Origin of the sequence: Streptomyces sp. NBC_00190, assembly GCF_036203305.1 — a bacterium.
Classification (GTDB): domain Bacteria; phylum Actinomycetota; class Actinomycetes; order Streptomycetales; family Streptomycetaceae; genus Streptomyces.
In genome coordinates this window covers 1,914,538-1,936,845 of sequence record NZ_CP108131.1, presented here as the reverse complement: position 1 = coordinate 1,936,845, position 22,308 = coordinate 1,914,538, and the positions used below count along the sequence as shown (strand labels likewise).

The 22,308-nt window shown below is 70.1% G+C and carries 17 protein-coding genes; 10 read left to right on the top strand and 7 right to left on the bottom strand.

Annotated features, from left to right (window positions below; genetic code table 11):
- Positions 1-37 precede the first annotated feature (37 nt).
- Both OG429_RS09530 and OG429_RS09525 read left to right on the top strand, forming a co-directional pair.
- Positions 38-1,087: an LLM class F420-dependent oxidoreductase gene (locus OG429_RS09530; protein WP_328924868.1), complete on the top strand. Its 1,050-nt coding sequence runs from the start codon at positions 38-40 to the stop codon at positions 1,085-1,087.
- A 217-nt stretch (positions 1,088-1,304) separates the two neighbouring features.
- The gene (locus OG429_RS09525; protein WP_328924867.1) at positions 1,305-2,093 is read left to right on the top strand and encodes a ferritin-like domain-containing protein; all 789 of its coding nucleotides are present in this window, start codon (positions 1,305-1,307) and stop codon (positions 2,091-2,093) included.
- A gap of 20 nt (positions 2,094-2,113) precedes the next feature.
- On the opposite strand, the gene OG429_RS09520 is transcribed toward OG429_RS09525, so the two are convergent.
- On the bottom strand, positions 2,114-3,106 hold the full coding sequence (locus tag OG429_RS09520; protein WP_328924866.1) for a magnesium and cobalt transport protein CorA: 993 nt from the start codon (positions 3,104-3,106) through the stop codon (positions 2,114-2,116).
- Positions 3,107-3,160: 54 nt separating this feature from the next.
- Here OG429_RS09520 and OG429_RS09515 point away from each other — a divergent pair, with 54 nt between their 5' ends.
- From OG429_RS09515 to mshC, 4 genes are all read left to right on the top strand, one after another.
- A complete protein-coding gene (locus OG429_RS09515; protein ID WP_328924865.1) occupies positions 3,161-3,865 on the top strand; it encodes a histidine phosphatase family protein in 705 nt (234 codons plus the stop codon).
- A 72-nt stretch (positions 3,866-3,937) separates the two neighbouring features.
- A complete protein-coding gene (locus OG429_RS09510; RefSeq protein ID WP_328924864.1) occupies positions 3,938-4,528 on the top strand; it encodes a DUF3090 domain-containing protein in 591 nt (196 codons plus the stop codon).
- A complete protein-coding gene (locus OG429_RS09505; RefSeq protein ID WP_328930207.1) occupies positions 4,492-5,334 on the top strand; it encodes an SCO1664 family protein in 843 nt (280 codons plus the stop codon). Before OG429_RS09510 ends, OG429_RS09505 begins: the two co-directional genes overlap by 37 nt.
- 110 nt (positions 5,335-5,444) lie before the next feature.
- Positions 5,445-6,674, top strand: coding sequence for a cysteine--1-D-myo-inosityl 2-amino-2-deoxy-alpha-D-glucopyranoside ligase (gene mshC / locus OG429_RS09500; protein WP_328924863.1), 1,230 nt, complete (start codon positions 5,445-5,447; stop codon positions 6,672-6,674).
- A 183-nt stretch (positions 6,675-6,857) separates the two neighbouring features.
- On the opposite strand, the gene OG429_RS09495 is transcribed toward mshC, so the two are convergent.
- From OG429_RS09495 to OG429_RS09475, 5 genes are all read right to left on the bottom strand, one after another.
- Positions 6,858-7,892 (bottom strand): PAC2 family protein, encoded by a 1,035-nt coding sequence (locus OG429_RS09495; protein ID WP_328924862.1) that lies wholly within the window; start codon positions 7,890-7,892, stop codon positions 6,858-6,860.
- Positions 7,893-8,019: 127 nt separating this feature from the next.
- On the bottom strand, positions 8,020-9,627 hold the full coding sequence (locus OG429_RS09490) for a glycerol-3-phosphate dehydrogenase/oxidase (RefSeq protein WP_328924861.1): 1,608 nt from the start codon (positions 9,625-9,627) through the stop codon (positions 8,020-8,022).
- A 41-nt stretch (positions 9,628-9,668) separates the two neighbouring features.
- On the bottom strand, positions 9,669-11,195 hold the full coding sequence (gene glpK, locus OG429_RS09485) for a glycerol kinase GlpK (protein ID WP_328924860.1): 1,527 nt from the start codon (positions 11,193-11,195) through the stop codon (positions 9,669-9,671).
- Positions 11,196-11,272: 77 nt separating this feature from the next.
- Complete coding sequence (locus OG429_RS09480; protein WP_328924859.1) at positions 11,273-12,055, bottom strand: MIP/aquaporin family protein; 783 nt, start codon at positions 12,053-12,055, stop codon at positions 11,273-11,275.
- A gap of 321 nt (positions 12,056-12,376) precedes the next feature.
- Positions 12,377-13,144 (bottom strand): IclR family transcriptional regulator, encoded by a 768-nt coding sequence (locus tag OG429_RS09475; protein ID WP_328924858.1) that lies wholly within the window; start codon positions 13,142-13,144, stop codon positions 12,377-12,379.
- Positions 13,145-13,396: 252 nt separating this feature from the next.
- On the opposite strand from OG429_RS09475, the gene metH reads away from it, so the two are divergent.
- The 4 genes from metH to OG429_RS09455 all read left to right on the top strand — a co-directional run bounded on the left by metH (position 13,397) and on the right by OG429_RS09455 (position 21,500).
- Positions 13,397-16,909: a methionine synthase gene (gene metH, locus OG429_RS09470; protein WP_328924857.1), complete on the top strand. Its 3,513-nt coding sequence runs from the start codon at positions 13,397-13,399 to the stop codon at positions 16,907-16,909.
- Positions 16,910-17,021: 112 nt separating this feature from the next.
- Positions 17,022-17,723: an HAD family hydrolase gene (locus OG429_RS09465; protein ID WP_328924856.1), complete on the top strand. Its 702-nt coding sequence runs from the start codon at positions 17,022-17,024 to the stop codon at positions 17,721-17,723.
- Between the two features lie 514 nt (positions 17,724-18,237).
- Entirely contained in the window at positions 18,238-19,842 is a 1,605-nt protein-coding gene (locus OG429_RS09460; RefSeq protein WP_328924855.1) for an ABC transporter substrate-binding protein, read from the top strand.
- 71 nt (positions 19,843-19,913) lie between these two features.
- Complete coding sequence (locus OG429_RS09455) at positions 19,914-21,500, top strand: ABC transporter substrate-binding protein (RefSeq protein WP_328924854.1); 1,587 nt, start codon at positions 19,914-19,916, stop codon at positions 21,498-21,500.
- Between the two features lie 76 nt (positions 21,501-21,576).
- Here OG429_RS09455 and OG429_RS09450 read toward each other — a convergent pair whose 3' ends face one another.
- Positions 21,577-22,248 carry a response regulator transcription factor gene (locus tag OG429_RS09450; protein WP_328924853.1) on the bottom strand — a complete coding sequence of 224 codons (672 nt, stop codon included), beginning with the start codon at positions 22,246-22,248 and terminating at the stop codon, positions 21,577-21,579.
- Positions 22,249-22,308 lie beyond the last annotated feature (60 nt).

The following is a 22,308-nucleotide window of genomic DNA, read 5'->3' as shown; positions in this document are numbered from 1 at the left end:
ACGTTACTGATCGGTAAATTCGGTAAGGGGACGACACATGCGGCTCGGCATCAATCTCGGCTACTGGGGTGCGGGCATGGACGCCGACAACCTCGCCGTCGCGCAGGAGGCCGACCGCCTCGGCTACGACGTCTGCTGGGCGGCCGAGGCCTACGGATCCGACGCCCCGACCGTCCTCGCCTGGGTCGCCGCCCAGACCGAGCGGATCGACGTCGGCTCGGCGATCCTGCAGATCCCGGCCCGTCAGCCCGCCATGACGGCCATGACCGCGGCCACCCTCGACTCGCTCACCAAGGGCCGCTTCAGGCTCGGCCTCGGCGTCTCCGGCCCGCAGGTCTCCGAGGGCTGGTACGGCGTCAAGTTCGACAAGCCGCTCGCGCGGACCCGGGAGTACGTGGAGATCGTCCGCAAGGCGATGAGCCGCGAGCGCCTCTCGTACGAGGGCGAGCACTGGACCCTGCCGCTGCCCGGCGGCCCGGGCAAGCCGCTGAAGCTGACCGTGCACCCCGAGCGCGAGCACATCCCGCTCTACATCGCCGCCATCGGGCCCAAGAACCTGGAGCAGACCGGCGAGATCGCCGACGGCGCGCTGCTGATCTTCCCGGCCGCCGAGCACCTGGAGGCGACCGCGCTCACCCACATCCGGGCGGGCCGCGAGAAGGCCGGGCTGACCATGGAGGGCTTCGACGTCTGCCCGACCGTGCCGCTGGCCCTCGGCGATGACGTGAACGCGCTCGCCGACATGTTCCGCCCGTACACCGCCCTGTACGTGGGCGGCATGGGCAGCCGGAAGCAGAACTTCTACAACCAGCTGGCCCAGCGCATGGGCTACGAGAAGGAAGCCGCCGAGGTCCAGGACAAGTACCTGGCGGGCGACAAGACCGGCGCCGCCGCGGCGGTCCCGCACTCGCTGATCGACTCGACCACCCTGCTCGGCCCGGTCGCGCGGATCGCGGACGGGATGCGGGCCTACGCGGAGGCCGGCGTCACCACCCTCACGCTGGCCCCGGCCGGATTCACCCTGGACGAGAGGATCGCCGCCCTGCGGGCCGGCACTGAGGCCATGGAGCTGGCCGGCCTCGCCTGACCCCCGGGGCTCGGGGCTGAGGGCTGAGGGCCGGGAAAGAAGGTCTGCGGCCGTGGTGGGGGCTCGGGGGGTCTTCCCCGCCACGGCCGACACAGCCAACAACGCGCCGGGCGGCCCCCGGGTTACGCGCCGTGGGCCATCCCCCTGGTTCGTTCATTCGGACGAGTAGCGCGACCCATCGGTTGCCCGCCCCGGTAACCGGAGTTTGACTCGTTGCATGCTCTCTGCCCGCAGCCTGTTCCAGGAGATCGTCGACAACGACGACGCCTTCCAGCTGTTCTGCTCCATCGCCGCCAGCGGGGAGTCGCAGGGAGGCTGGGAGAACGCCCGGATCGCGGCTCTCGTGCCCGACTCGATGCGCGGGCTGGCACCCAAGATCACCCGGCACGGCGCCGACGAGGACAAGCACGGGCGGATCTTCAACGCGCTGCTCCGCAAGCGCGGGCTGCCGCCCGTTCCCGTACCGCCCGAGACCGACTACACGATGCTGCTGGAGCGGCGCGGGATCGGTCTCGCGCACGAGAAGCTGCGCCGCGAGGAGCCGCTGACCGAGCACGACATCGTCGTCTACCTCGCGCACAGCCGGGTCACCGAACAGCGCGCCGCCGACCAGATGGACATGCTGGTCAGGAACTTCGGCGACCACCCCGAGCTCGGCAAGGCCATCCGCATGATCAGCCGCGACGAGGACAACCACCTCGCCTACTGCCACGAGGAGTTGCTGCGCCTGGTCCGGGCGGGACACGGCCGCACCATCCAGGGGGTGCTGCGGGAGAGCGCGCTCGTCGAGATCGCCGTCTACCGGGACGTGAGCCTCGCCGTCATGGACCACATGAGCCGACTGCTGCGCTGGCCCGCGCCGAAGGCGGCCGTGCTCGCCGCGGGCATCCACGGGATGTACGCGTACGAGCGGTTCAGCCGCTGGCACCGGATGGTCAGCCTCGCCATGCCCGAGCGGCGCGACGCCCTGGACGGAGCGCCGCTCACCTCGCCCGAGTTCGCGTAGCCCTACTTCCCCGAGGCCGCTTAGAGCCAGCCCCGGCGCTTGAACAAGCGGTGCAGGCCCAGACACGCGCCCGCCATGACCACGATCACCGCCGGATAGCCCCAGGCGTGCCGCAGCTCCGGCATCACGTCGAAGTTCATCCCGTAGATCCCCGCCACCATCGTGGGGACGGCCGCCATCGCCGCCCAGGCCGAGATCTTGCGCATGTCGTCGTTCTGCCGGACTCCCATCTGCGCCAGGTGCGCGGCGAGAGCGTCCGACAGCAGCCGGTCCAGGCCCTCGATGTACTCGTTCGCCTTGGTCAGGTGGTCGGCGACGTCGCGGAAGAACGGCTGGGAGTGGTCGTGGACGAAGGGCACGTTCCCGAAGGCGAGCCGGTTCATCGGCTGCAGCAGCGGGCTCGTCGACCGGCGGAACTCCAGCACCTGCCGCTTGAAGCCGTAGATCCTGGAGGCGGTGTTCTTGGTGTCGGAGGCGTTCGGGGCGAAGACGTCGGCCTCCAGCTCCTCCAGGTCCGCCTGCAGCTCAGCCGCCACCTCGATGTAGTGGTCCACCACCGCGTCGGAGACCGCGTACAGCACCGCCGTGGGGCCGTGCCGCAGTACGTCGGGCTCCTGCTCCAGCCGGCGCCGTACGGCCGTCAGCGGGGCCCCCTCGCCGTGCCGGACGGTGACCACGAAGGAGTCGCCGATGAAGACCATCAGCTCGCCGGCGGTCACCGTGTCGGTGTCGTCGTCGTACATCACCGGTTTGAGGACGACGAACAGCGAATCGTCGTACACCTCCAGCTTCGGGCGCTGGTGCGCGGTCAGCGCGTCCTCCACCGCCAGCGCGTGCAGACCGAACTCGCTCCGGACGTACTCGAATTCCTTCTCCGACGGCTCGTGCATGCCGACCCAGAGGAAGGCGTCACCGGCCGCCCGCGCCTCGTCCAGGGCGTCCGAGAAGTCCTCGGGCCCCTCGGTGCGGCGGCCGTCCCGGTAAATCGCACAGTCCACAATCACGCGGGGCATTCTCCCCTGCCCGCGGCCCGCCCGCACCTGGGCGCCAGAGCATAGGCTGGCGCCATGGCCACGCTGATCCTCGTACGACACGGGCGGTCCACCGCCAACACCGCTGGACTGCTCGCCGGATGGACCCCGGGAGTGGCCCTCGACGAGCGCGGCGCCGAGCAGGCCGCCGCGCTGCCCGGGAGGCTCGTGGGCGTACCGCTCGCCGCGGCCGTCACCAGCCCGCTCCAGCGCTGCCGGGAGACGCTCGCACCGCTGCTGGCCGCCCGGCCGGACCTGGAGGTGCACACCGACGAGCGGATCGGCGAGTGCCACTACGGCGACTGGTCGGGCCGCAAACTCTCCGAACTCGCCGAAGAGCCCCTGATGAAGATCGTCCAGCAGCACCCGTCCGCGGCCGCCTTCCCCGGCGGCGAGTCCATGCGCGCCATGCAGGCGCGCGCCGTGGAGGCCGTACGGGACTGGAACACGCGGATCGAGGAGGAGCACGGGAGCGACGCCGTCTTCCTGATGTGCTCCCACGGCGACATCATCAAGTCCCTTGTCGCCGACGCCCTGGGCATGCACCTGGACCTCTTCCAGCGCATCCACGTCGACCCCTGCTCCGTGACCGCCGTCCGCTACACGCCCACGCGGCCGTTCGTGTTCCGGCTGGGCGACACCGGGGACTTCGGCGCGCTCGTGCCGCGCTCCGAGACGCCGGACAAAGCAGTGGAAGACGGCGGGAACGCGGTCGTGGGAGGCGGCGCGGGCGCGGCGTGATCGAACGGCGCAGTAGGGTGGATGGGCCCGCACACGCGCAGCTTTGCCCTGCGCCGAGACTTGGAGACGGACGTGCCCCGTCAGGTGTTCCTCTACGACCCCCCGGACCGCTTCGTGGCCGGCACGGTCGGTCTGCCGGGACGCCGTACGTTCTTCCTGCAGGCCTCATCCGGCCCCCGCGTCACCAGCGTCTCCCTGGAGAAGACCCAGGTCGCGGCGCTGGCGGAGCGCATGGACGAGCTGCTGGACGAGGTCGTACGGCGCACCGGCGGCAACGCCCCGGTCCCGGCCGTCGCCCCCGCCGAGGCCGCCGACACCGCGCCGCTGGACGTCCCCGTCGACGAGGAGTTCCGCGTCGGCACCATGGCGCTGGCCTGGGACGGCGAGGAGCAGCGCATGATCGTCGAGGCGCAGGCCCTCGTGGAACTCGAAGCCGAGTCGGACGAGGATCTCGCCGAGGCGGAGGAGCGGCTGCTCCAGGACGAGGAGAACGGCCCGCCGATGCTGCGGGTCCGCCTCACCGGCGCCCAGGCCCGGGCCTTCGCCAAGCGGGCCCTGGACGTGGTCAACGCGGGCCGCCCGCCGTGCCCGCTGTGCAGTCTGCCGCTGGACCCGGAGGGGCACGTCTGCCCGCGCCAGAACGGCTACCGGCGCCAGGCGTGACCGCCACGGGGGAGATCGAGGAACTGCTCGCCAAGGGCGAGCTGACCGTCGTCGGCCGGATCAGGGAGGCGTCCAACGCCGTCCTGCTGTGCACCGTCACGTACGAGGGCGTGAGCGCCGACTGCGTGTACAAGCCGGTCAAGGGCGAGCGCCCGCTCTGGGACTTCCCCGACGGGAGCCTCGCCCAGCGCGAGGTCGCCGCCTACCTGGTCTCCGAGGCCACCGGCTGGGGCCTGGTGCCCGCCACCGTGCTCCGCGACGGGCCGTACGGCGAGGGCATGGTCCAGCGGTGGATCGAGACCCCGGAGGGTGAGGCGCCCGGCGCCGAGCTGCTCGGGCTCGTCCAGGGCGAGGAGGCGGCGGAGGGCTGGAAGGCCGTCGCCCTCGCCGACATCGGCGAAGGCCGCACCGCCCTGCTCGTGCACGCCGACGACCCGCGGCTGCGCCGGCTCGCCGTCCTCGACGCAGTGATCAACAACGGCGACCGCAAGGGCGGCCACCTGCTGCCCGCACCCGACGGCCGCCTCTACGGCATCGACCACGGCGTGACCTTCCACGCCGAGGACAAACTGCGCACCCTCCTGTGGGGCTGGGCCGGGGAGCCGCTGACGGACGAGGCACGCGAGATACTTGCCTCGCTGGCCGCCGAGTTGGCCGAAGGAGCCCCGCTCGCCACCCGGCTGGCCGAACTGATCACCGCGGTCGAGCTGGCCGCCGTACGGGGCCGGGTGGCGGAGCTGCTGCGCACCGGGATCCATCCGGAGCCGTCCGGGCAGTGGCCGTCGATCCCCTGGCCGCCGGTGTGAACAGGCCACACGCCGCACGCACAGATCCGGCCAGACCGCAAGAGTGCCGATCAAGACAACAGTGCGGGTCCGGTTCGTTTCCGGAACATCCGTCCGGTTAGGCTCGACCCATGCATGCCTGGCCCGCTTCCGAGGTCCCCGCCCTTCCTGGCAAGGGCCGCGACCTCAAGATCCACGACACCGCGACCCAGGGGACGATCACCCTCGCCCCCGGTCCCGTCGCCCGTATCTACGTCTGCGGCATCACCCCGTACGACGCGACCCACATCGGTCACGCGGCGACCTACAACGCGTTCGACCTCGTACAGCGCGTGTGGCTCGACACCAAGCGGCAGGTCCACTACGTCCAGAACGTCACGGACGTGGACGACCCGCTCCTGGAGCGGGCGCTGCGCGACGGACACGACTGGACCGAGCTCGCCGAACGCGAGACGGCCCTCTTCCGTGAGGACATGACCGCCCTGCGCATGCTGCCGCCGCAGCACTACATCGGAGCCGTCGAGGCCATACCCGGCATCGTGCCGCTGGTCGAGCGGCTGCGGGACGCGGGCGCGGCCTACGAGCTGGAGGGCGACGTCTACTTCTCGGTCGAGGCCGACCCGCACTTCGGCGCGGTCTCGAACCTCGACGCCGCCGCGATGCGGCTGCTCTCGGCGGAGCGGGGCGGCGACCCCGACCGGCCCGGCAAGAAGAACCCGCTGGACCCGATGCTGTGGATGGCCGCGCGTCCGGGCGAGCCGAGCTGGGACGGCGGCTCGCTGGGCCGCGGCCGGCCGGGCTGGCACATCGAGTGCGTGGCGATCGCCCTCGACCACCTGGGCATGGGCTTCGACATCCAGGGCGGCGGCTCCGACCTGGCGTTCCCGCACCACGAGATGGGCGCCTCGCACGCGCAGGCGCTGACCGGCGAGTTCCCGATGGCCAAGGCGTACGTACACGCGGGCATGGTCGCCCTGCACGGCGAGAAGATGTCGAAATCGAAGGGCAACCTCGTCTTCGTCTCAGCGCTGCGGCGGGCCGGGGTCGACCCGGCGGCGATCCGCCTGGCCCTGCTGTCGCACCACTACCGCGCCGACTGGGAGTGGACGGACGCGGTGCTCGCGGACGCGGTGGCCCGCCTGGAGCGCTGGCGCGCGGCCGTGTCGCGGCCGGACGGGCTGCCGGCGGACGCCCTGGTCGAGGAGGTCCGCGAGGCCCTGTCGAACGACCTGGACGCCCCTGCCGCGCTGGCGGCGGTGGACCGCTGGGTGGACGCGCAGAACGCCTCCGACGGCGACGACGAGTCGGCCCCCGGCCTGGTCTCCCGCACGGTCGACGCCCTCCTGGGCGTGGCCCTGTAACCCCGCACCTCAAACGCCGGCGGGGCTGGAGGATCCAGCCCCGCCGGCGTTTGAGGTGACGGGCGCGCAGCGCCCGTACGGGGTCAGGGGCGGAGCCCCGGGAAACGGAGAAAGGGCGGGGCGGGGAGCAGCTCCGCGCAGCGGCCCCGCACCCCGCCCCGCCCCCGGCCGACTAGGCCGCGACTAGGCCTGCGGGGGCTCAGGTGCCTCCGGGGGGCCCTGAGCCTCCGGGGCGTCGTCCCCGGGATCTCCCGGCTCCGGCGGAGCCGCCGGCGGCTCCTCGGCAGCGGAGTCCTTCCGCTTCGGCGGACGCGTCAGACCGCTCGACGTGTCCCGCAGGTACGAGCCGTCACCCGGCTCCGCCGCCGGGCCCGCCGCGGGATCACGGCGCCGCAAGTACCGCTCGAACTCCCGCGCGATGGCGTCGCCCGACGCCTCCGGCAGATCGGCGGTGTCCCGGGCCTCCTCCAGCGTCTGGACGTACTCCGCCACCTCGCTGTCCTCGGCGGCCAGTTGGTCCACGCCCAGCTGCCACGCCCGTGCGTCCTCCGGGAGTTCGCCCAGCGGGATCCGGATGTCGATCAGATCCTCCAGCCGGTTCAGCAGCGCCAGCGTCGCCTTCGGGTTCGGCGGCTGCGACACGTAGTGCGGCACCGCCGCCCACAGCGACACCGCCGGGACGCCCGCGTGCGTACAGGCCTCCTGGAGCACGCCCACGATCCCGGTCGGGCCCTCGTACTTGGTCTCCTCCAGGTCCATCGTCCGCGCCAGGTCCGCGTCCGAGGTGACCCCGCTCACCGGCACCGGCCGGGTGTGCGGCGTGTCCCCGAGCAGCGCACCGAGGACGACCACCATCTCGACGCCGAGCTCGTGCGCGAAGCCGAGGATCTCGTTGCAGAACGACCGCCACCGCATGGACGGTTCGATCCCGCGCACCAGCACCAGGTCCCGCGGCTTGGCGCCGCCGATCCGGACCACAGACAGCCGCGTCGTCGGCCAGGTGATCTTCCGTACCCCGTTGTCCAGCCACACCGTCGGCCGGTTGACCTGGAAGTCGTAGTAGTCCTCGGCGTCGAGCGCCGCGAACACCTCGCCCTTCCACTCCCGGTCCAGGTGTGCGACCGCACCGGAGGCCGCGTCACCCGCGTCGTTCCAGCCCTCGAACGCGGCCACCATGACCGGGTCGATCAGCTCGGGCACGCCCTCAAGCTCGATCACCCAGGTCTCCTTCCGAAGTTCCCTTGCGTACACGGGTCAGCCTAAGCCTTGAAGGGACGTCGGCCACAGCCCACGACAGAGGGGCGGTTCCCCTCGGAACCGCCCCTCTTCCCCACCTGCGTGAGCGCTATGCCTTGCGGCTCAGCATCTCCTGGACCCGGGCCCGTACGGCCTCGTCGTCCAGACCGCGGACCGTCACCGTCGTGCGGCGGCGCAGCACGTCGTCGACCGTCTCGGCCCACTCGTTGTCACGGGCGTAGGCGACCTGCGCCCAGATCTCCGGACCGTCCGGGTGGATGCGCTCGGCCAGCGCCGGGTCCTCGTTGGCTATCCGCGCGATGTCGAAGGCGAGCGAGCCGTAGTGCGAGGCCAGGTGGCGCGCGGTCAGCGGGTCCATCCGCGTGCCGGGCTCGCGGTCCACCAGCAGGCGGTGCGCGACGGCGTTCGGGTTGGCGACACCGGGCAGCGCGATCCGGCGCACCAGCGACTTCACCGGCTCCATGTCATCGGTCAGCGGGCTGCCCGGGAGCTTCGCCAGCTTGTCCATGACCACGCGGCCGATGTGGCGGTACGTCGTCCACTTGCCGCCGGCCACCGACAGCATGCCGCCGGCGCCCTCGGAGACGACCGTCTCGCGCTTGGCCTTCTCGACGCCGCCGGGGCCGCCGGGCAGCACGCGCAGACCCGCGAAGGCGTACGTCATCAGCGAGCGGTCCAGGTCCGCGTCCTTCACGGAGAAGGCCGCCTCGTCCAGGATCTGCTGGATGTCGGACTCGGTGGCGCGCACGTCCGCCGGGTCGCCCTCGTACACCTCGTCGGTGGTACCGAGGAGGAGCTGGTCCTCCCACGGAAGGGCGAAGGTGATGCGGTACTTGTCGATCGGGGTGGCCATGGCGGCCTTCCACGGCGACTTGCGCTTCATGACGATGTGGGCGCCCTTGGAGAGGCGGATCGACGGCATCGAGTGCTTGTCTTCCATGCGCCGCAGGTGGTCCACCCACGGGCCGGTGGCGTTGAGCACGACGCGCGCGTCGACACCGAACTCGGTGCCGTCGAGGCGGTCCTTGAGCTCGGCACCGCTCACCCGGCCGCGCGTCATGCGCAGGCCGGTGACCTCGGCGTGGTTGAGGACGACCGCGCCCGACTCGACGGCCGCGCGGACCGTCATGACGGCGACCCGGGAGTCGTTCATCTGGTGGTCGTAGTAGACCGCGACGGCCTTGAGGTTGTCCGTCTTCAGGCCGGGGTTGTCGGCGGCGGCACGGGCAGGGGAGATGACCTTGCCCATGCCGTCGCCGAAGGCCGAGAGGGCGGAGTAGGCGAAGACGCCCGCGCCCAGCTTGGCCGCACCCACCGGACCGCCCTTGTAGACCGGCAGGTAGAAGGTGAGCGGGTTGACCAGGTGCGGGGCCACGTCCTTGGCCAGCACCCGGCGCTCGTGGTGGTTCTCGGCCACCAGCTTGACCGCGCCGGTCTGCAGGTAGCGCAGGCCGCCGTGGACGAGCTTGGAGGAGGCGGAGGAGGTGGCGCCGGCGAAGTCGCCGGCGTCCACCATGGCGACCCGCAGACCCGACTGCGCGGCGTGCCAGGCCACCGAGGTGCCCAGGATTCCACCGCCGATGACCAGCAGGTCGTACGTGGCCTTCGCCAGCTGCTCACGGGTCTCGGCGCGGCTCGCGTTCGAACCGGCGGTCGGGTGCGTGCCCAGTGCGGTCACGCTCTGCAGGCTGCTCATATCTCTCTTAGCTCCTCGTCGATAGCGTCAGCTGAGTGAGGTCAGCTGGCGTCTTCGTCGTCGACCCAGCCCATGGACCGCTCGACGGCCTTGAGCCAGCTCTTGTACTCGCGGTCCCGCTGCTCGGCGGGCATCCGCGGGGTCCACTCCGCCGCGCGGCGCCAGTTGGCGCGCAGGGCGTCGGTGTCGGGCCAGAAGCCGACGGCCAGGCCGGCGGCGTAGGCGGCGCCGAGGCAGGTGGTCTCGGCGACCATCGGGCGCACCACGGGGGCGTCCAGGAAGTCCGAGAGCGTCTGCATCAGCAGGTTGTTGGAGGTCATGCCGCCGTCGACCTTGAGGGCGGCGAGCTCGACGCCCGAGTCCTTGGTCATGGCGTCGGTGATCTCACGGGTCTGCCAGGCGGTGGCCTCCAGGACGGCACGGGCGATGTGCGCCTTGGTGACGTACCGGGTGAGGCCGGCGATCACACCGCGGGCGTCGGAGCGCCAGTACGGGGCGAACAGGCCGGAGAAGGCGGGCACGAAGTAGGCGCCGCCGTTGTCCTCGACCGAGGAGGCAAGGGTCTCGATCTCGGCCGCGGACTTGATCAGGCCCATCTGGTCGCGCATCCACTGGACGAGCGAGCCGGTGACGGCGATGGAGCCCTCCAGCGCGTAGACCGGCTTCTGGTCGCCGATCTGGTAGCCGACCGTGGTCAGCAGGCCGCTGTAGGAGTTGATGATCTTGTCGCCGGTGTTCATCAGCATGAACGTTCCGGTGCCGTACGTGGACTTCGCCTCGCCCTCGGCGAAACACGTCTGGCCGAACAGCGCGGCCTGCTGGTCACCGAGCGCCGAGGCGACCGGAACGCCGGCGAGGACGCCGTCCTTGACGTGGCCGTAGACCTCGGCGGAGGACTTGATCTCCGGGAGGACGTTGAGCGGGACGCCCATGGACTCGGCGATCTTCTCGTCCCAGGCCCGGGTGTGCAGGTTCATCAGCATGGTGCGCGAGGCGTTGGTGACGTCGGTGACGTGCACGCCGCCCTGGGTGCCGCCCGTGAGGTTCCAGATGACCCACGAGTCCATGGTGCCGAAGAGGATGTCGCCGGCCTCGGCGCGCTCACGCAGACCCTCGACGTTGTCGAGCAGCCAGCGGACCTTCGGGCCCGCGAAGTAGCTCGCCAGCGGCAGGCCGGTCTCGCGGCGGAAGCGGTCCTGGCCGACGTTGCGGCCGAGCTCCTTGCACAGGGCGTCGGTGCGGGTGTCCTGCCAGACCAGCGCGTTGTGCACCGGCTCGCCGGTGTTCCTGTCCCACAGGACGGTGGTCTCGCGCTGGTTGGTGATACCGACGGCCTTGACGTCGGCCGCGGTGATCTCGGCCTTGGCGATGGCGCCGGCGACGACCTCCTGGACGTTGGTCCAGATCTCGGTGGCGTCGTGCTCGACCCAGCCCGGCTTCGGGAAGATCTGCTCGTGCTCCTTCTGGTCGACGGCGACGATGCGGCCGTCGCGGTCGAAGACGATGCAGCGGGAGGAGGTGGTGCCCTGGTCGATCGCGGCGATGAAGGGGCCGGTGCTGCTGGTCATGTGGCTGCTCCTGGCAGGTCTATGAGTAGGCGGAATCAGGATGCGGTGCGGATCTTACGAGCGCGGGCCGAAACTGATCAGGCGAACGCGATGTTGTACAGACCACCGGCTATGGCGGCACCGACGAGCGGGCCGACGACCGGGATCCAGGAGTACCCCCAGTCCGAGCCGCCCTTGTGCGGCAGCGGGAGCAGGGCGTGCACGATGCGCGGACCGAGGTCGCGGACCGGGTTGATGGCGTAGCCGGTCGGACCGCCGAGCGAGAGGCCGATGCCGACGACGACGAAGGAGGTGATCAGGACGCCGATGACGCCGAGGCCCTTGCCGCCGTCCTGGAGGCCCTGGGTCAGGATCGCCAGGACCAGGACGAAGGTGCCGATGATCTCGGTCGTGAGGTTCTGGACGACGTTGCGGATCTCGGGGCCGGTGGAGAAGACGCCGAGCACCGGACCGGCCTGGTCGTGCGGGTGCGGGTCCTCCGGGCCGAGCTTGGCGTCACGGATGTGCTCCGGGTCCGAGAGGTGCACCCGGAACTGGCCGTAGTACGTGATCCACATCAGCACCGCGCCGAGCATGGCGCCGAGGAGCTGTCCGGCGAAGTAGACCGGAGTGTCGCTCCAGTCGCCGTTCTTGATGGCCAGGCCGACGGTGACCGCCGGGTTGAGGTGCGCACCGGAGAGCGGGGCGGACACGTAGGCGGCGATCAGAACGGCGAAACCCCAGCCGAAGGTGATCGCGAGCCAGCCCGCGTTGCGTGCCTTGGAGCTCTTGAGCGTGACGGCGGCGCAGACGCCACCGCCGAGCAGCGTGAGCAGGGCGGTACCGATGGTCTCGCCGATGAAGATGTCGGAGGTGGACACCCGCGACTCCTTTGCCTTGCAGGGGTGGGCGGACACCGGGTCCCGTCCGGCGGTCCGCGCACTCGGTGAGTGCTTCACCGGTCCTTGGCCTTGCCACACCCTAACGCGTATTGCCGGTAGGTGTTCGACAATGCCGACCGATGAACGGCAGTTTTCCGCCTTGGCTAATAACGCGTCAAGGGTCGACCAGGTCAAAGAACCGGATCGTTACCACTCGACACGATCGGCCAAATCAAGCCAACGGATGATCAGAAAACGACAAAATCCACCCAAATGCCACAGGTGGTGGCCGTTGGGTGGATTGATCGGGTCAGGTCAAGCTCAGAACCGGCCCGCTCCGAGGTCGCGTGAAACCGACCTCGCGCAGTCCCGTACGGAGGCCACCAGGGACGCCCTGGGCTCCCCGGACTCCCCGCAGACGCGCTCCACGGCCCCCGCGACGGCCACCGCGCCGACGGGCATCCTGCGCCGGTCGTGGATGGGCGCGGCCACCGACGCGATGCCCTCCCAGGTCTCCTCGACGTCGGAGGCCCAGCCGCGTGCCCGGGTCAGGTCCAGGATCTCCTCGAAGCCAGCGCCGTCGATGACCGTACGGGGGGTGAACGCCTCCCGCTCCACCTCCAGCACCTGGGTGTGCGCGACGGGGTCGTATGCCGACAGCACCTTGCCCAGGGCCGTGGAGTGCAGCGGCTGCATGGCCCCGACCTCCAGCACCTGACGGCTGTCGTCGGGCCGGAACACGTGGTGCATGATCAGCACCCCGCTCTGGTGCAGCACCCCCACGTACACGCTCTCGCCGCTCGCCCGGGCCAGGTCGTCCGTCCAGACCAGGGCGCGGGCGCGCAGCTCGTGCACGTCCAGGTAGCTGTTGCCCAGGCGCAGCAGCTCCGCGCCCAGCTGGTAGCGGCCGGACGCGGGGTCCTGCTCCACGAACCCCTCGGCCTGCAGGGTGCGCAGGATCCCGTGCGCGGTGCCCTTGGCCAGGCCGAGGGAGGAGGCCACGTCCGAGAGACCCAGACGGCGCTCCCCGCCCGCCAGGAGTCGCAGCATCGCAGCGGCTCGTTCGAGCGACTGGATGTTCCGTGCCATGGCGCAGCCTCCTGCTGACGTAGTTCGACAATGCTGAACACTATCGGCCGATGCCGACCTCGTGCATGCCTGGGCGTTCTCCGGGGTGCCGCGGAAGGGTGTAACCCGTGCGGACCCCCCGCGCACAGAATGCAGTCCGCCACGTGGGACAGCCTCACCGGGTCCGGGGCCACGCGGTTACTCTGGCCGCGTGCGCCCCTGACACAGCGGGGGTGCAAAGCCGACAGCCGTCGCATCCCAGGGAGCTCAACCATGGCCTCGTTGCCGAACCCGCCCGCAGACACCCAGACCCGGGCCGATGCCCTCCGACAGGCGCTCGCCACCCGCGTGGTCGTCGCCGACGGAGCCATGGGGACGATGCTCCAGGCGCAGGACCCCACGATGGAGGACTTCCAGCAGCTGGAGGGCTGCAACGAGGTCCTCAACGTCACCCGCCCCGACATCGTGCGCACCGTGCACGAGGCGTACTTCTCGGTGGGCGTGGACTGCGTCGAGACGAACACCTTCGGCGCGAACTTCGCGGCGCTCGCCGAGTACGACATCGCCGAGCGCAACTTCGAGCTGTCGGAGTCCGGTGCCCGCATCGCCCGTGAGGTCGCCGACGAGTTCACCGCCTCCACCGGGCAGCAGCGCTGGGTCCTCGGCTCGATGGGCCCGGGCACCAAGCTGCCCACCCTCGGCCACATCACCTACGCGAAGATCCGCGACGCCTACCAGATCAACGCCGAGGGCCTGCTCTCCGGCGGCGCCGACGCGCTGCTCGTGGAAACCACCCAGGACCTCCTGCAGACCAAGTCCTCCATCATCGGTGCCCGCCGCGCCATGGAGGCGCTCGGTGTCACCGTCCCGCTGATCTGTTCGGTGACCGTGGAGACGACCGGCACGATGCTGCTGGGTTCGGAGATCGGTGCGGCGCTGACGGCGCTGGAGCCGCTGGGCATCGACATGATCGGCCTGAACTGCGCCACGGGCCCCGCGGAGATGAGCGAGCACCTGCGCTATCTGGCGCGCAACGCCCGCATCCCGCTCTCCTGCATGCCCAACGCCGGCCTGCCCGTCCTGACCAAGGACGGCGCGCACTACCCGCTGACCGCCCCCGAGCTCGCTGACGCGCAGGAGACCTTCGTCCGTGAGTACGGGCTGTCGCTGGTGGGTGGCTGCTGCGGTACGACGCCGGAGCACTTGCGGCAGGTGGTGGAGCGGGTGCGGGGTGCGGCCGTCACCGGGCGGAAGCCGCAGCCGGAGCCGGGTGCGGCTTCGCTGTACCAGACGGTGCCGTTCCGGCAGGACACCTCGTACATGGCGATCGGGGAGCGGACGAACGCGAACGGGTCGAAGAAGTTCCGCGAGGCGATGCTGGAGGCCCGTTGGGACGACTGTGTGGAGATGGCGCGGGACCAGATCCGTGAGGGTGCGCACATGCTCGACCTGTGCGTGGACTACGTGGGCCGTGACGGCGTCGCGGACATGGAGGAGCTGGCCGGGCGGTTCGCGACGGCTTCGACGCTGCCGATCGTGCTGGACTCGACGGAGGTTCCCGTCATCCGGGCGGGTCTGGAGAAGCTGGGCGGCCGGGCGGTCATCAACTCCGTGAACTACGAGGACGGTGACGGTCCCGAGTCCCGGTTCGCGAAGGTCACCCGGCTGGCGCAGGAGCACGGTGCGGCGCTGATCGCGCTGACCATCGATGAGGAGGGGCAGGCCCGTACCGCCGAGCACAAGGTCGCCATCGCCGAGCGGCTGATCGACGATCTGACGGGGAACTGGGGGATCCGGGAATCGGACATCCTCATCGACACCCTGACCTTCACGATCTGCACCGGACAGGAGGAGTCTCGTAAGGACGGCATCGCGACGATCGAGGCGATCCGCGAGCTGAAGCGCCGGCATCCGGACGTGCAGACGACGCTGGGCCTCTCGAACATCTCCTTCGGCCTGAACCCGGCCGCGCGGGTGCTGCTGAACTCGGTGTTCCTGGACGAGTGCGTCAAGGCCGGCCTGGACTCGGCGATCGTCCACGCGAGCAAGATCCTCCCCATCGCGCGGTTCGAGGAGGAGCAGGTCACGGTCGCTCTGGATCTCATCTACGACCGGCGGGCCGAGGGCTACGACCCGCTGCAGAAGCTGATGGCGCTCTTCGAGGGCGTCAACATGAAGTCGTTGAAGGACGGGCGGGCGGAGGAGCTCCTCGCGCTGCCGCTGGACGAGCGTCTGCAGCGGCGCATCATCGACGGCGAGAAGAACGGCCTGGAGGCCGACCTCGACGAGGCCCTGCGGACCCGTCCCGCCCTGGACATCGTCAACGACACCCTCCTGGAGGGGATGAAGGTCGTCGGCGAGCTCTTCGGCTCCGGCCAGATGCAGCTGCCCTTCGTGCTCCAGTCCGCGGAGGTCATGAAGACGGCCGTTGCCCATCTCGAACCGCACATGGAGAAGACCGATGCCGACGGCAAGGGCACGATCGTGCTGGCCACCGTCCGCGGTGACGTCCACGACATCGGCAAGAACCTCGTCGACATCATCCTGACCAACAACGGCTACAACGTCGTCAACATCGGCATCAAGCAGCCGGTCTCGGCGATCCTGGAGGCCGCGGCCGAGCACAAGGCCGACGTGATCGGGATGTCCGGGCTCCTGGTGAAGTCGACGGTCATCATGAAGGAGAACCTTCAGGAGCTGAACCAGCGCAAGCTGGCCGCCGACTACCCGGTGATCCTCGGCGGCGCCGCGCTGACCCGCGCCTACGTCGAACAGGACCTCCACGAGATCTACGAGGGCGAAGTCCGCTACGCCCGCGACGCCTTCGAAGGCCTGCGCCTGATGGACGCCCTCATCGCCGTGAAGCGCGGTGTCCCCGGCGCCACCCTCCCCGAGCTCAAGCAGCGCCGGGTCGCCAAGAGGGACACCCCCGTCCTGCAGGTCGAGGAGCAGGAGGAGCCGGGCGGCCGCTCGGACGTGGCCGTCGACAACCCGGTCCCTGCCCCGCCGTTCTGGGGCACCCGCGTGGTCAAGGGCATCCCGCTCAAGGACTACGCCTCCTGGCTGGACGAGGGCGCCCTGTTCAAGGGCCAGTGGGGCCTCAAGCAGGCCCGCGCCGGCGGGGCCACGTACGAGGAGCTCGTCGAGAGCGAGGGTCGTCCGCGCCTGCGCGGCCTCCTGGACAAGCTGCACACGGAGAACCTGCTGGAAGCGGCGGTCGTCTACGGCTACTTCCCCTGCGTCTCCAAGGGCGAGGACCTGATCATCCTCGACGACGAGGGCAACGAGCGGACCCGCTTCACCTTCCCGCGCCAGCGTCGCGGCCGCCGCCTGTGCCTCGCCGACTTCTTCCGCCCCGAGGAATCCGGCGAGACCGACGTCGTCGGCCTCCAGGTCGTCACCGTCGGCTCGAAGATCGGCGAGGCCACCGCCAAGCTCTTCGAGTCGGACTCCTACCGCGAGTACCTGGAGCTGCACGGCCTGTCCGTCCAGCTCGCCGAGGCCATGGCCGAGTACTGGCACGCCCGCGTCCGCGCCGAACTCGGCTTCGGCGGCGAGGACCCGGACAAGGTCGAGGACATGTTCGACCTCAAGTACCGCGGGGCCCGCTTCTCCCTCGGCTACGGGGCCTGCCCCGACCTGGAGGACCGCGCCAAGATCGCCGACCTCCTCCAGCCGGAGCGGATCGGCGTCCACCTCTCGGAGGAGTTCCAGCTCCACCCCGAGCAGTCCACCGACGCCATCGTGATTCACCACCCCGAAGCGAAGTATTTCAACGCACGCTGAGGCGGACCGGCGTACACTGGTCGGTCCCATACAGGCCGGTCACCTGTTCCCGAGGGCACGTTCCCGCGGGCGGAGGTGACCGGCCTTCTCGTCCCCTGAGAAAGGCGTGCTCATGACCAGCACCGTTCCCGTCCCCGTGGTCCGTGCGGCCGACGGGCACGCCCTGCAGGCGGTGTTGCTGGACATGGACGGCACCCTCGTCGACACCGAGGGATTCTGGTGGGAGATCGAGGCCGAGATCTTCCGCGAGCTCGGGCACCGGCTGGAAGAGTCCTGGCGGGACGTGGTCGTCGGCGGCCCCATGAGCCGCAGCGCTGCCTTCCTGATCGAGGCGACCGGCGCCGCCATCGGCCTCGCCGAGCTCAGCGTGCTCCTCAACGAGCGCTTCGAGGCCCGCATCGCCGACCAGGTCCCCCTCATGCCCGGCGCCGAGCGGCTGCTGAGCGAGCTGGCCCGGCACAACGTGCCCACCGCCCTCGTCTCCGCCTCGCACCGCCGTGTCATCGACCAGGTCCTGCTCACCCTCGGCCGTGACCGCTTCACGATGACGGTCGCCGGGGACGAGGTCGCCCGCACCAAGCCGCACCCCGACCCGTACCTGCTCGCCGCGAGCACCCTCGGCGCGCACCCCGCCCGGTGCGCCGTCATCGAGGACACCGCCACCGGCGTCGCCGCCGCGGAGGCCGCCGGCTGCCGGGTCGTGGCCGTCCCCTCCGTCGGGCGCATCGAGCCCGCCCCCGGCCGGACGATCGTGCGCTCGCTGGAGGACGTGGACCTGCCGTTCCTGCGGTCGCTCATCAGCCCGCTGAACTGAGCTCCCGCGCCCGGAAGCACGCACCGGTACGCCCTGCACACGCTCTGTACCGAACGGAACGGCCGCAGGATGAAGGTCCGGCGAGAGGATCTTCCGCCGGAGGCCCCGGAGGCTGAAATTCCATCCCCTCCGGGGCGGTCGTCCCGGGTGACGTTGGTCACCCGTCAAGTGCCCGATACACCTGTCCCAGGCCTCCTATGCCTTCCCTTGTGTCCGGATTGATCAGCTACTGACCGAATCCGGGGTGGCCTCCGCATAGACAGCCAGTCCGCTCCCATCACAGTGCGAATACGCCCCAAGTCAGGCCAGTTCCAGCCATCCCGTCCCGGACCACTAGTGTCGAACCGGGCACCGCGCCGCACCTCAGCCGTCACCGGCACACACCCCTGTGCCGGGACCGCGTGGACCGATCGTCACTACACCGGCCCGATCGTTCCGCCCTGAACGGGCGACCGTCGCGAAGTGCCCTTTTCGCCGCTTTGAGCAAGTGCCGGTTACAGGGAGTACTTCCAGCATGAACCGCAAGACCATGGTGCTGACGGCCGCGGCCGGACTGCTCACGCCCACGCTCGCCGCATGCGGCAGCGCCAGCGGCGGAGGAGCGGGATCCGGAGCGATCGTCGTCGGGACCACCGACCGGTTCGAAGCAGCCGAATACGCCCCCGCCCCGTTCGACCCGGCCTACGCGTACGACGCCGGAGCCTGGAACGTCCTGCGCCAGACCGTCCAGACCCTGATGCACACCCCGCGCGGCGGCGGCCAGCCCGTCCCCGAAGCGGCCTCCGACTGCCGCTTCACCGACACCGGCAACGAGAGCTACCGCTGCACCCTGCGCCCCGGGCTCACGTTCGCGAGCGGCGACCCGCTCACCGCCAAGGACGTCAAGTTCTCCATCGACCGCGTCCGCGCCATCAAGGACGAGAACGGCCCGTCCGCGCTGCTCGCCAACCTCGACAACGTCGAGGTCAAGGGCGCCGACACCGTCGTCTTCCACCTGAAGACCCCCGACGCGACCTTCCCGTACAAGCTCTCCACCCCCGCCGCCGGCATCGTCAGCGAGAAGAACTACGGCGCCAAGAAGCTCCGCGACGGCTTCGACATCGACGGCTCCGGCCCGTACACGATGAAGGCCGAGGTCAAGAACAACCAGCTCGTCCGGGCGGTGTTCAGCAAGAACCCGCGCTACAAGGGCGACCTCAAGCTCCAGAACGACAAGGTCGAGCTGCGCACGTTCCCCGACTCCGCGGCCATGGGCAAGGCGCTCACCGACGGGAGGATCCACATGGTCTCCCGCACCCTGTCGCCCGCCCAGATCACCGAGTTCGCCGCCAAGCCCCCCAAGGGCGTCAAGCTCGTCCCGATGCCCGGCCTGGAGATCCGCTACCTCGGCTTCAACACCGAGGCCCCGGTCGTCAAGGACAAGGCAGTCCGCCAGGCCCTCGCCGCCGCCGTCGACCGTAACGCCCTCATCTCCAAGGTCTACGGCAAGTCCGCGCAGCCGCTCTACTCCCTGGTCCCCAGCGCCGTGACCGGCCACGTCAACTCCTTCTACAGCAAGTACGGCGAGGCCAACACCGCCAAGGCCGCCTCCCTGCTGAAGGACGCCGGCATCAAGACCCCGGTCAAGCTGACGCTGCACTACACCAACGACCACTACGGCGACGGCACGGCGGCCGAGTTCGAGGCCCTCAAGGCCCAGCTCAACTCCACCCAGCTGTTCGACATCACCGTCCAGGGCACCGACTGGGCCGACTTCCGCCCCGCCCAGAAGCAGGGCGACCACGCCGCCTACGGGCTCGGCTGGTTCCCCGACTACCCGGACGCCGAAAACTTCCTCGCCCCGTTCCTGGAGCAGGACAACTTCTTGGGCACGCCGTACTCCAACAGCGCGGTGCGCACCAGGCTCCTCCCCGAATCCCGGCGCGCCGTCGACCGCAACGTCGCCGTCCCCGCGATCACGGAGATGCAGGACATCGTCGCCGAGGACGTGCCCGTCCTGCCCCTGTGGCAGGGCAAGCAGTACGTCGCCGCACGCGACGGGATCACCGGAGTGGAGTGGTCGGTCAACGCCATCTCCGACCTCCAGTTGTGGGAGCTCGGCCGCGGCGTAAGCGGCTGAGCAAGGCAAAGACCGGCAGCGGGTGTCGCGGGCCGGAGCAACGAAACAGTTCGACTGTGAAGGACGTTCGCGTGAATCGACGTAACCAGTGGCTGGCAGCCCCGCTCGGCGCAGCCACCGCCGCCGCGCTGCTCAGCGGTTGCGGATCGACCGATGGCAGCTCCGAAGCCGGCAACGGCAAGGGCGTGGTCATGGGCATATCCGACAAGGTGAAGTCCACCGACCCCGCGTCGGGCTACGACCCCGGCTCCTGGCTGCTCTTCAACAACGTCTTCCAGTCGCTGCTGAGCTTCCCCAAGGGCGGCACGACGCCGGAGCCCGACGCCGCCCAGGCCTGCAACTTCGAGGGCGGCGACAGCAAGGTGTACAAGTGCACCCTGCGCGCCGGCCTGAAGTTCAGCAACGGCCACAGCCTGACCTCGAAGGACGTCAAGTACTCCTTCGAGCGCACGCTGAAGATCAACGACGAGAACGGCCCGGCCGTGATGCTCGCGTCGATCGCCGGCATCGACGCGCCCGACGACAAGACCGTCGTCTTCCGCCTCAAGACGTCCGACGCGACCTTCCCGAGCAAGATCGCCTCGGGTGCGGGCGCCATCGTCGACCACGCCGAGTACCCGGCCGACAAGCTCCGCACCGACAACAAGGCCGTCGGCTCCGGCGTCTACAAGCTGGACGCCTTCAACGACAAGAGCGCCAGCTTCTCGGTCAACGACTCCTACACCGGCAAGGCCAAGGCCAAGAACACCGGTGTGACCCTGAAGTTCTTCAACGGCGACCAGACCGCCCTCAAGACCGTCCTCGAAAGCGGCGACGTCGACTTCGCCTTCCGCGGCCTGGCCGCCAAGGACATCGCCGCCCTCGCCGCCGTCAAGACCGGCGACAACAAGGTCGACGTCGTCCAGGGCACCGGCGCCGAGGTCGAGCACATGGTCTTCAACATGAGCGACCCCGTCGCCGGCAAGCTCCCCGTCCGCAAGGCCATCGCCTACCTCGTGGACCGCGAAGCCCTCGTCAAGGACGTGTACGCGGGCACCGCCACCCCGCTCTACTCGATCGTGCCCGCCGGCATCGCCGGACACACCACCCCCTTCTTCGACCGCTACGGCGGCAGCCCGCAGGTGGAGAAGGCCAAGGCCGTCCTCAAGGCCGCCGGCATCAACGGCAAGGTCAAGATCACCCTGTACTCCACCCCGTCCCGCTACGGCCCCTCCACCGACCAGCAGTTCCAGGTCATCGCCAAGCAGCTCAACGACAGCGGCCTCTTCGAGGCCGAGATGAAGTCCGTCGAGTACGACCAGTACGAGAAGGACATCCAGGACGGCAAGTACGGCGTCTACGTGAAGGGCTGGGTCCCGGACTACCCGGACGCCGACAACTTCACCCAGCCGTTCTTCGGCCCGGACAGCGTCCTGAGCAACAACTACGACAACAAGGAGATCACCGGGACGATCATCCCGTCGACCTCCGCGAAGTCCGACCGCACCGCGGCCAACCCGGACTACAACCGGCTCCAGGAGATCGTCGCCGAGGACATCCCGATCCTCCCGCTCTGGCAGGGCAAGCAGTACGCCGTCTCCCGCACCAACGTGACCGGCCTGCAGTGGTCCCTCGACGCCTCGACCGTCTTCCGCTTCTGGGAGATCAGCAAGGGCTGACCCACCCCGTACGGCAACGGGCCGGCAACCGCGTCACGCGGCTGCCGGCCCGTTCCCGTACGCCCCTCGGGCCGCCCTACTGGGCGCCCGGCCGCACCAGCCCGCTCTCGTACGCGTACACCGCGGCCTGGACCCGGTCCCGCAGACCCAGCTTCGTCAGCACGTGCCCCACATGCGTCTTCACCGTGGTCTCGCTCACGAACAGGTCCGCCGCGATCTCCGCGTTCGACAGACCCCGGGCCACCAGCTTCAACACCTCGACCTCACGCTCCGTCAGCGTCCCCAGCGCGTCCGGCACACTGTCCTCACCCGACGGCAGATGCCCCGCGTACTTGTCCAGCAGCCGCCGCGTGATGCTCGGCGCCAGCATCGCCTCACCCGCCGCCACCACCCGGATCGCCTGCACCAGCTCATTGGCCGGCGCATCCTTCAGCAGGAAACCGCTCGCCCCCGCCCGCAGCGCCTCCACCACGTACTCGTCCAGATCGAACGTCGTCAGCACGAGCACCTTCGCCGGACCGTCCCGGCCCGGACCCGTGATCTGCCGCGTGGCCTCCACCCCGTCCATCCGCGGCATCCGGATGTCCATCAGCACCACGTCCGGCTGCAGCGCACGCACCTGGTCCAGCGCCTGCAGACCGTCCCCGGCCTCGCCGACCACCGCCAGATCCCCCTCCGCCTCCAGGATCATCCGGAAACCGGTGCGCAGCAGCGGCTGGTCGTCGACCAGTAGGACGCGGATCGCCACGGAACTACCTCGTATTCATCGGACGTCTCGGCGGGCCCGCCCATTCTGCCCTGGCCCGAC

What these genes read in the sequence shown, in the direction of transcription:
- OG429_RS09460 (WP_328924855.1), top strand. Translation starts at nt 18,238, where the DNA reads ATGAACCGCAAGACCATGGTGCTGACGGCCGCGGCCGGACTGCTCACG.
- OG429_RS09525 (WP_328924867.1), top strand. Translation starts at nt 1,305, where the DNA reads ATGCTCTCTGCCCGCAGCCTGTTCCAGGAGATCGTCGACAACGACGAC.
- OG429_RS09530 (WP_328924868.1), top strand. Translation starts at nt 38, where the DNA reads ATGCGGCTCGGCATCAATCTCGGCTACTGGGGTGCGGGCATGGACGCC.
- OG429_RS09515 (WP_328924865.1), top strand. Translation starts at nt 3,161, where the DNA reads ATGGCCACGCTGATCCTCGTACGACACGGGCGGTCCACCGCCAACACC.
- glpK (WP_328924860.1), bottom strand. Translation starts at nt 11,195, where the DNA reads ATGACCAGCAGCACCGGCCCCTTCATCGCCGCGATCGACCAGGGCACC.
- OG429_RS09520 (WP_328924866.1), bottom strand. Translation starts at nt 3,106, where the DNA reads ATGCCCCGCGTGATTGTGGACTGTGCGATTTACCGGGACGGCCGCCGC.
- mshC (WP_328924863.1), top strand. Translation starts at nt 5,445, where the DNA reads ATGCATGCCTGGCCCGCTTCCGAGGTCCCCGCCCTTCCTGGCAAGGGC.
- OG429_RS09465 (WP_328924856.1), top strand. Translation starts at nt 17,022, where the DNA reads ATGACCAGCACCGTTCCCGTCCCCGTGGTCCGTGCGGCCGACGGGCAC.
- OG429_RS09475 (WP_328924858.1), bottom strand. Translation starts at nt 13,144, where the DNA reads ATGGCACGGAACATCCAGTCGCTCGAACGAGCCGCTGCGATGCTGCGA.
- OG429_RS09490 (WP_328924861.1), bottom strand. Translation starts at nt 9,627, where the DNA reads ATGAGCAGCCTGCAGAGCGTGACCGCACTGGGCACGCACCCGACCGCC.
- metH (WP_328924857.1), top strand. Translation starts at nt 13,397, where the DNA reads ATGGCCTCGTTGCCGAACCCGCCCGCAGACACCCAGACCCGGGCCGAT.